The 7,353-nt window shown below is 66.5% G+C and carries 5 protein-coding genes, 2 pseudogenes and 1 riboswitch; of the genes and pseudogenes, 5 read left to right on the forward strand and 2 right to left on the reverse strand.

What is annotated here, in order from left to right; all coding sequences use genetic code 11:
* The 5 genes and pseudogenes from garA to gcvP form a co-directional block, all read left to right on the forward strand.
* Positions 1-231, forward strand: a pseudogene (gene garA, locus B4M62_RS03675) (glycogen accumulation regulator GarA); the annotation flags it as partial.
* A gap of 38 nt (positions 232-269) precedes the next feature.
* Positions 270-944, forward strand: a complete 675-nt coding sequence (locus B4M62_RS03680) for a MerR family transcriptional regulator (RefSeq protein WP_290705342.1) — start codon at positions 270-272, stop codon at positions 942-944.
* A gap of 25 nt (positions 945-969) precedes the next feature.
* Positions 970-1,467 carry a bifunctional nuclease family protein gene (locus tag B4M62_RS03685; protein ID WP_290705330.1) on the forward strand — a complete coding sequence of 166 codons (498 nt, stop codon included), beginning with the start codon at positions 970-972 and terminating at the stop codon, positions 1,465-1,467.
* Between the two features lie 143 nt (positions 1,468-1,610).
* On the forward strand, positions 1,611-2,222 hold the full coding sequence (locus B4M62_RS03690; protein WP_414651770.1) for a MerR family transcriptional regulator: 612 nt from the start codon (positions 1,611-1,613) through the stop codon (positions 2,220-2,222).
* Between the two features lie 25 nt (positions 2,223-2,247).
* Positions 2,248-2,341, forward strand: a riboswitch (glycine riboswitch).
* A 136-nt stretch (positions 2,342-2,477) separates the two neighbouring features.
* Positions 2,478-5,414, forward strand: coding sequence for an aminomethyl-transferring glycine dehydrogenase (gene gcvP / locus B4M62_RS03695; RefSeq protein ID WP_290705333.1), 2,937 nt, complete (start codon positions 2,478-2,480; stop codon positions 5,412-5,414).
* A 28-nt stretch (positions 5,415-5,442) separates the two neighbouring features.
* Here the strand turns inward: gcvP and B4M62_RS03700 are convergent, their stop codons facing one another.
* Together B4M62_RS03700 and B4M62_RS03705 are read right to left on the reverse strand one after the other, a co-directional pair.
* The gene (locus B4M62_RS03700; protein WP_290705336.1) at positions 5,443-6,606 is read right to left on the reverse strand and encodes a hypothetical protein; all 1,164 of its coding nucleotides are present in this window, start codon (positions 6,604-6,606) and stop codon (positions 5,443-5,445) included.
* A pseudogene (locus tag B4M62_RS03705) lies at positions 6,590-7,353 on the reverse strand (malate synthase G); the annotation flags it as partial. The pseudogene B4M62_RS03705 and the gene B4M62_RS03700, both read right to left, overlap by 17 nt.

The raw sequence follows: 7,353 nt of genomic DNA on the forward strand, positions 1-7,353 counted from the left end.
CACCCCGACAGTGACATCTTCCTCGACGATGTGACCGTGAGCCGGCGCCATGCCGAGTTCCGCCTCGGCGAGGGAGACTTCCAGGTCGTCGACGTCGGTAGCCTCAACGGCACCTACGTCAACCGCGAGCCGGTCGATATGGCGACGTTGAGCAACGGTGATGAGGTGCAGATCGGCAAGTTCCGTCTCGTGTTCCTCTCCGGCCCGCGTGACGGTTCCGCTGCGTCGTGACGTTGTCACCCGCGCCTCAGGAGCGCGGCGAGTCGATGATGTCGATCGGCTCGGTCCTCGCCCGCCTGCGTGACGATTTTCCGGATGTCACGATCTCGAAGATTCGATTCCTCGAATCGGAGGGTCTCATCACGCCCGAGCGGGCACCGTCGGGGTACCGGCGGTTCAACGAGTCCGACTACCAGCGCCTGCGCTTTGTCCTAACGGCCCAGCGCGACCGCTACCTGCCGCTCAAGGTGATTCGTGAGCAACTCGACGCGATGGATCAGGAGGAACACTCCCGGGTGACGATGTTGTCGTCGGCACGGGGGACGGTCGCGCCGGCGACCGATTTCGGTGTGCGCGGCGGCCGGATCGCGCGCGAGGAACTCATCGAGCGAACCGGTGCCGACACCGGGTTCATCACCGAGTTGATGCGCAACGGCCTGCTGAGCGCCGGGGCGGGCGGATTCTTCGACGAGGATGCTGTCCGACTCGTCGAGGCGGCGGCCGCGCTCGCCAACTATGGGCTGCAGACGCGGCATCTGCGTGCGTTCAAGGTCTCCGCCGACCGCGAGGCGGGCCTCGTCGGACAGATTGCCAGTCCGATCGCCAAAGGCAAGGGGACCGGCGCGCGGGACCGCGCCGATGAGCTCGTGCGGGAGATCGCGGCGCTCTCGGTCACGCTGCACACCCAGCTGGTGAAGGCAGCGGTGCGAGACATTCTCGACTGACCTGTCGAAAGGGTAGGTTGGCGGTATGGGTCAGATGGAGGTCGTCGGGATCCGGGTCGAGGCACCCGCGGCTCAGCCGGTGCTGCTGTTGCGGGAGGTCGGCGGCGAGCGCTATCTCGCCATCTGGATCGGGCAGAACGAGGCTGCATCGATCGCCCTGCACCAAAAGGGGATCGAGCCTCCTCGGCCCCTCACCCACGACCTGATCGTCGATTTGGTCGAGGCTTTCGGCCAGCATCTGGAGCAGGTTCGAATCGTGGATATGCGCGAGGGCACTTTCTATGCGGAGATGGTGTTCGGTGATTCGATCGTTGTTTCGGCTCGACCGTCCGATGCCGTCGCCGTGGCCCTGCGAGCCGGTGCTCCGATCCACGCCGCCGAGGAGCTACTCGTCGAGGCAGGCCTGGTGATACCGGACGAGGACGAGGTTGACGGCTCGGGTCTGAAGGAAGACGAGCTAGAGCGCTTCAAGGAGTTCTTGGACCAAGTTTCTCCTGACGACTTCAACCTGGGCGAGCAGTAGCAGTGGTGGCCAAGGTCACGGTTCGGTCTCTACCTCAACTTTAGGGTTAACTCTCCGCGAGTCGTATTGCCCGAGGGCGCCCCGGTTGCCTACCGTTATCTAGAGATGGTCGGGCGAATACCGGCGTATTCTGATGACCAGCGATGGCGAGGGAGACAGCAGTGGGCGACGACATGAACCCCGGCGATTCGGATCGGACGGGCGCGCAGGGATCGCTGGCCGAGGTGGCGCCGGGTTTGTTCCCCGGAAACGTCGTTCCCGACGAGCTAGTCGGATACCGCGTACCCAGTGCCTGCCAGATCGCCGGCATCACCTATCGACAGCTCGACTACTGGGCGCGAACCTCGCTCGTGGTCCCCTCGATCCGAGGCGCTGCCGGCTCAGGCAGCCAGCGGCTGTACTCCTTCAAGGACATCCTGGTCCTCAAGATCGTCAAACGACTCCTCGATACGGGAATCTCCCTGCAGAACATCCGCGTCGCCGTCGACCACCTGCGCAAGCGCGGTGTTGAAGATCTGGCCCGCGTCACTCTCTTCTCCGACGGCACGACCGTCTACGAATGCACATCTGCCGAAGAAGTCATCGATCTGCTGCAGGGCGGCCAGGGTGTCTTCGGCATCGCGGTCTCCGGCGCGATGCGCGAACTCACCGGCACCATCGCCGACTTCCCCGGGGAGCGGGCCGACGGCGGCGAGTCCGAGGCCGCGCCCGAAGACGAATTGGCGGCGCGGCGACGCACCCGCAAAACCGGCTAGATACCGGGTAGACTGACACGCGCGTCGCTACCCGGTGGGAGAGCGTCACCCCCGTGGTGACCGCCGAAGGAGCAATACCTCTCCGTCAATCTCTCAGGCACCCGGACCGCTGGGCTGACGGCGTCTCTGGAATGAGACGGGTCGCACCCGTCTGCCACGGGGAAGAATTCGCGTCGCACCGGCGCGACGGTTCACACTCTCAGGCGCCATGACAGAGGGAGAGGGCACCGGCAACGCGCAAGAGAGTCGCTACAGATGTCCTCCCACACAGATCCCACCCGCCCGGCGTCCGCGCATGTAATTGCGGCCCCGTTGTTCGCCGATCGCCATATCGGCCCGAACGCCGCAGACCTCGAAAAGATCCTCGCAGTCATCGGTGCGACCTCGCTCGACGAGTTGGCGCAGCGTGCGGTGCCGGCCAGCATTGCCGATCCCGTCGACGGTGAGATCGCAACCGGGTTGGCCGTTCTTCCCGAGCCATTGACCGAGGAACAGGCCACGGTTCGATTGCGCGAGTTGGCCGACCGCAACACGGTCCGTCGGTCCATGATCGGGCTGGGTTACTACGACACGCACACACCGGCGGTCATCCGCCGGAACATCGTGGAGAACCCCGCCTGGTACACCGCGTACACGCCCTACCAGCCCGAGATCAGCCAGGGGCGGCTCGAGGCGCTGCTGAACTTTCAGACTATGGTCGCCGATCTCACCGGAATGATGGTGGCGAACGCCTCGATGCTCGACGAGGCGACCGCTGCCGCCGAGGCCATGACGCTGATGCTGCGGGCCACCAAGAACAAGTCTCGGCGACTCATCGTCGATGCCGAGGTGTTCCCGCAGACCCGTGCCGTCATCGAGACGCGGGCCGAGCCGCTCGGCATCGACGTCGTCGTCGTGGCGCTGGACTTCACCGCCGACGGGGCCGGCCTCCCGCCCGGTGACTTCTACGGGGTCATCACACAAGTGCCCGGCGCCTCAGGCCGACTGGTCGATGCCGGGCCCATCGTCGCCGCGGCCCATGAGCGCGACGCGATGGTCGCGGTCGGCGTGGACCTCCTCGCAGCGACCCTGGTCACCCCGCCGGGCGACCAGGGGGCCGATGTGTGCTTCGGCACCACCCAGCGGTTTGGTGTTCCGATGGGTTTTGGCGGTCCCCACGCCGGCTACCTGACGGTGACTGCGCCCCTAACCCGCCAGCTGCCCGGGCGACTCGTCGGTGTGTCGAAGGATGCCGACGATAACACCGCATACCGATTGTCGCTCCAGACCCGCGAGCAGCACATCCGTCGGGAGAAGGCGACCAGCAATATCTGTACGGCCCAGGTGCTGCTTGCGATCATTGCCGCCATGTATGCCGGCTATCACGGGCCGGCCGGGCTGCGCGCCATTGCCCGGCGCACCCATCAGCGCGCCGTCCAGGTGGCCGCGGGTCTCGGTGCGCTGGTGGTGCATGATCGGTTCTTCGATACCGTGCTCGCACAGGTTCCCGGACAGGCCAGTGAAGTCGTCGCCGCCGCCCGCGAGCGCGGGATCCATCTCCGCCTGGTCGATGACGATCATGTTGCCGTCGCCTGCGACGAGACTACGACAGCGGCTGATGTGAACGGCGTCCTCGGTGCGTTTGAGGAGGTCGGCGCAACGGGGGAGCGGACCGGCGCGGTACCGGCCACGAACATCGAAAGCCGCACGTCGGAGTACTTGACCCACCCTGCTTTCCATCGCTATCACACGGAGACGGCGATGCTGCGATACTTGCGCTCGCTGTCAGACAAGGACATTGCGCTCGACCGGAGCATGATTCCCCTCGGATCGTGCACGATGAAGCTGAACGCCACGACCGAGATGGAGCCGATCACCTGGCCGGAGTTCGCGAACCTGCACCCGTTCGCGCCAGCCGAGGACACCGCGGGAATCCGCGAACTCATCGCCGAACTCTCGGAGTGGCTGGCAGCGATCACCGGCTACGACCAGGTCAGCCTGCAGCCCAACGCCGGCTCGCAGGGCGAGTATGCCGGCCTGCTGGCCATCCGTCGCTACCATCTCGACAACGGTGACGCCCTGCGCGACATCTGCCTGATCCCGGCCAGCGCCCACGGCACAAATGCGGCGTCGGCCGTGATGGCGGGCATGCGGGTGGTCGTTGTCGCGTGCCGGGAGAACGGCGACGTCGATACGGTCGACCTGGCGGCGAAGATCGCCGAGCATGGGGCGAATCTGGCTGCGACGATGATCACCTACCCGTCTACGCACGGTGTCTTTGAGGATGCAATCGGCGATATTTGCGCTGCGGTGCACGATGCCGGCGGCCAGGTGTACATCGACGGCGCAAATCTCAACGCGCTCGTGGGTGTCGCGCGGCCCGGTCGGTTCGGCGGCGACGTCAGCCACTTAAACCTGCACAAGACCTTTTGCATTCCGCACGGCGGTGGCGGTCCCGGTGTCGGCCCGATCGGTGTGCGCGAGCATCTCGCGCCCTACCTGCCCGGGCATCCGCTGGCACCGGAGCTCTCGGCGGCTCACTCCGCCATGCTCCGTGCCACCGGTGACCTGACGGTTTCGGCCGCGCCCTATGGATCGGCGTCAATCCTGCCGATCACCTATGCCTACATCCTCATGATGGGAGCGGCCGGGCTGCGCCGGGCGACGCTGAGCGCCATTGCATCGGCGAACTACATCGCCCGCCGTCTCGGCGACGACTATCCGGTCCTCTACACCGGCGACGGCGGCTGGGTCGCACACGAGTGCATTTTGGATCTGCGCGACCTGACGAAGCAGACCGGCGTAACCGTGGACGACGTGGCGAAGCGACTGGCGGACTATGGATTCCACGCGCCGACGATGAGCTTCCCGGTTGCCGGCACTTTGATGGTCGAACCGACCGAGAGTGAGAGCCTCGAGGAAATCGACGCCTTCTGCGATGCGATGATCGCCATCCGTGCTGAAATCGGCAAGGTCGGGTCGGGGCAGTGGTCGGTCGACGACAATCCGTTGCGCGGTGCGCCGCACACGACCGAGTGCCTGGTCGGCGAGTGGGATCACCCGTACTCGCGCGAGGAGGCCGTCTTTCCGAACGGACTACCGTCCGACGGCGCCCGCGTCAAGGTCTGGCCGTCGGTGCGCCGTATCGACGGGGCATTCGGCGATCGCAACCTCGTGTGCAGCTGTCCTCCGATTGCGGCCTTCGCCGACTGACCGGTCCAGTGGCCCGGCGGCGAGTTCGCTACCGCAGGACCTGTTGGCTGAGCGCGACGCTCGCCGCTGGCTCAGGCCGCTGCATCCGATCGCGAATCGGTGCGAAGCCCACGATTACGCCCCCGGTCGGCAGGGGCGCACGGTCAGACCGGTAGCCGAGCGCGGTCAGGAGGGCGATCTGCGTCGGCTGCTTCGCGAATTCGATGAACTGCGCGACACCGTCCGATTGCGCGGCCGTGATGTTGTTGCCGGACATTCTCAGGACCGGGTAGTCGGCGACCGGGGTCGGCCCGGACGGGGAGAACCCGCGGAGGTCGTCGTCGATCTTCCTGGTTCTCGCGAGCAGGAACAGTTGCTGCTCGGTGATTGGGACGGCGTGGATGCCGCGACGAGGATCCCCCTTGCTGATTGCGACGACGGTTGCCGCCGCGGTGCCTTCCGCAGCGGGCGGGGCCGCGGCCAGCACCGCTCCAATACCGCCGGTGACCGGCGGCGACTTCGCTTCGGCGACAGTCAGTGGACCGGTTGCGCGAATGATGTCGGCGGCGATTGCCTGACCCGCTAGCGCCGTCGCGTCCGAGGCGGGGCCGAGCGGCATCGCCAGCCGTAGCGGCCCCCACGTGGGAAGACCGAACTCGGCCATCGCGTCAGGCCGCTTGGCCAGTTCCGGAAGCCGGCCCCAGCCAAGTTTGCCCGCGGCCTTCTCGGCGAAGGCGGCACGCATGGCGAGGACGACGGGGGAGGTGACTAACGAGTCGGGGTCGCCCTCGACGGCGCGGGGTCTTGCCGTGGTGAGTTCGGCGGCCCACACCGAGGACTGTGGGATCCAAGCCGCAGGCCGGGCACCCATGGATTCGGACTCCCACGTGCCGAGGAGGCCGTCGAGGGTGACCTTCGAATCGCCGGGTCGCACCTGTACGGTCACGCAGTGGTCGCGCACCACCGGCCGCGTGGCGTTGTACTTCTTGGCGATCTCGCCGAGGACCTCGGCGAGATCCGGGCTGGTGATGATCGGAACCGTCGCGGGACCCGCGACGCAGGTGCCGGCGGCCTGGTCGGCTTGGCGTCCGACGCGGTCGCGCGCCTGGAACCAGGCCACTCCCAACCCGGCGACCAGCAGCACGACCAGAACGGTGGCGAGGAGCGGATGCCCCCCGCCACCGAACCCGTGCCGGCTACTGTTCCGCGCCATGGGCGGCTTTGAAGTCACGACGGCGGCGGTGCAGGATCGGCTCGGTGTACCCGCTCGGCTGCGAGGCGCCTTCGAGGATCAACGCTTTCGCTGCACCGAACGCGATGTTGGTGTCGAAGTCGGGCGCCATCGGGGTGTACGACGGGTCGTCGGCGTTCTGTCGGTCGACCACCGGCGCCATCCGCTGCAGCGCACCAACGATGTCGTCCTCGCTCACGATTCCGTGGCGGAGCCAGTTCGCCAGTAGTTGGCTGGAGATTCGCAAGGTCGCGCGGTCCTCCATGAGGGCGACGTCGTGGATGTCGGGCACCTTCGAGCAGCCAACGCCGTGATCGATCCAGCGGACCACGTAACCAAGGATCGACTGACAGTTGTTGTCGAGTTCTTCGCGCTTCTCCTCGTCGGACCAGTCGGCCCTCGGGGCGAGCGGAATAGTCAGGATGTCGTCCACCGACGCCGGGGCGCGCTTGGCGATCTCGTCCTGAACCCGGAACACGTCGACCTCGTGATAATGCATGGCGTGCAGGGTGGCCGCGGTCGGTGACGGTACCCACGCGGTGGTGGCGCCGGCCTTCGGCTGGGCGATCTTCTGCTCGACCATGTCGGCCATCAATTCGGTCATCGCCCACATGCCCTTGCCGATCTGGGCCTTGTGGGCCAGCCCCGCGGCCAGGCCGACGTCCACGTTGTTGTCCTCGTACGCCGTGATCCAGGTCTGCGACTTCATGTCGCCCTTGCGGATCATCG

The sequence above is a fragment of the Gordonia sp. UBA5067 genome (assembly GCF_002414845.1).
GTDB lineage: Bacteria > Actinomycetota > Actinomycetes > Mycobacteriales > Mycobacteriaceae > Gordonia > Gordonia defluvii.

What these genes read in the sequence shown, in the direction of transcription:
- gcvP (WP_290705333.1), top strand. Translation starts at nt 2,478, where the DNA reads ATGTCCTCCCACACAGATCCCACCCGCCCGGCGTCCGCGCATGTAATT.
- B4M62_RS03690 (WP_414651770.1), top strand. Translation starts at nt 1,611, where the DNA reads ATGGCGAGGGAGACAGCAGTGGGCGACGACATGAACCCCGGCGATTCG.
- B4M62_RS03700 (WP_290705336.1), bottom strand. Translation starts at nt 6,606, where the DNA reads ATGGCGCGGAACAGTAGCCGGCACGGGTTCGGTGGCGGGGGGCATCCG.
- B4M62_RS03680 (WP_290705342.1), top strand. Translation starts at nt 270, where the DNA reads ATGTCGATCGGCTCGGTCCTCGCCCGCCTGCGTGACGATTTTCCGGAT.
- B4M62_RS03685 (WP_290705330.1), top strand. Translation starts at nt 970, where the DNA reads ATGGGTCAGATGGAGGTCGTCGGGATCCGGGTCGAGGCACCCGCGGCT.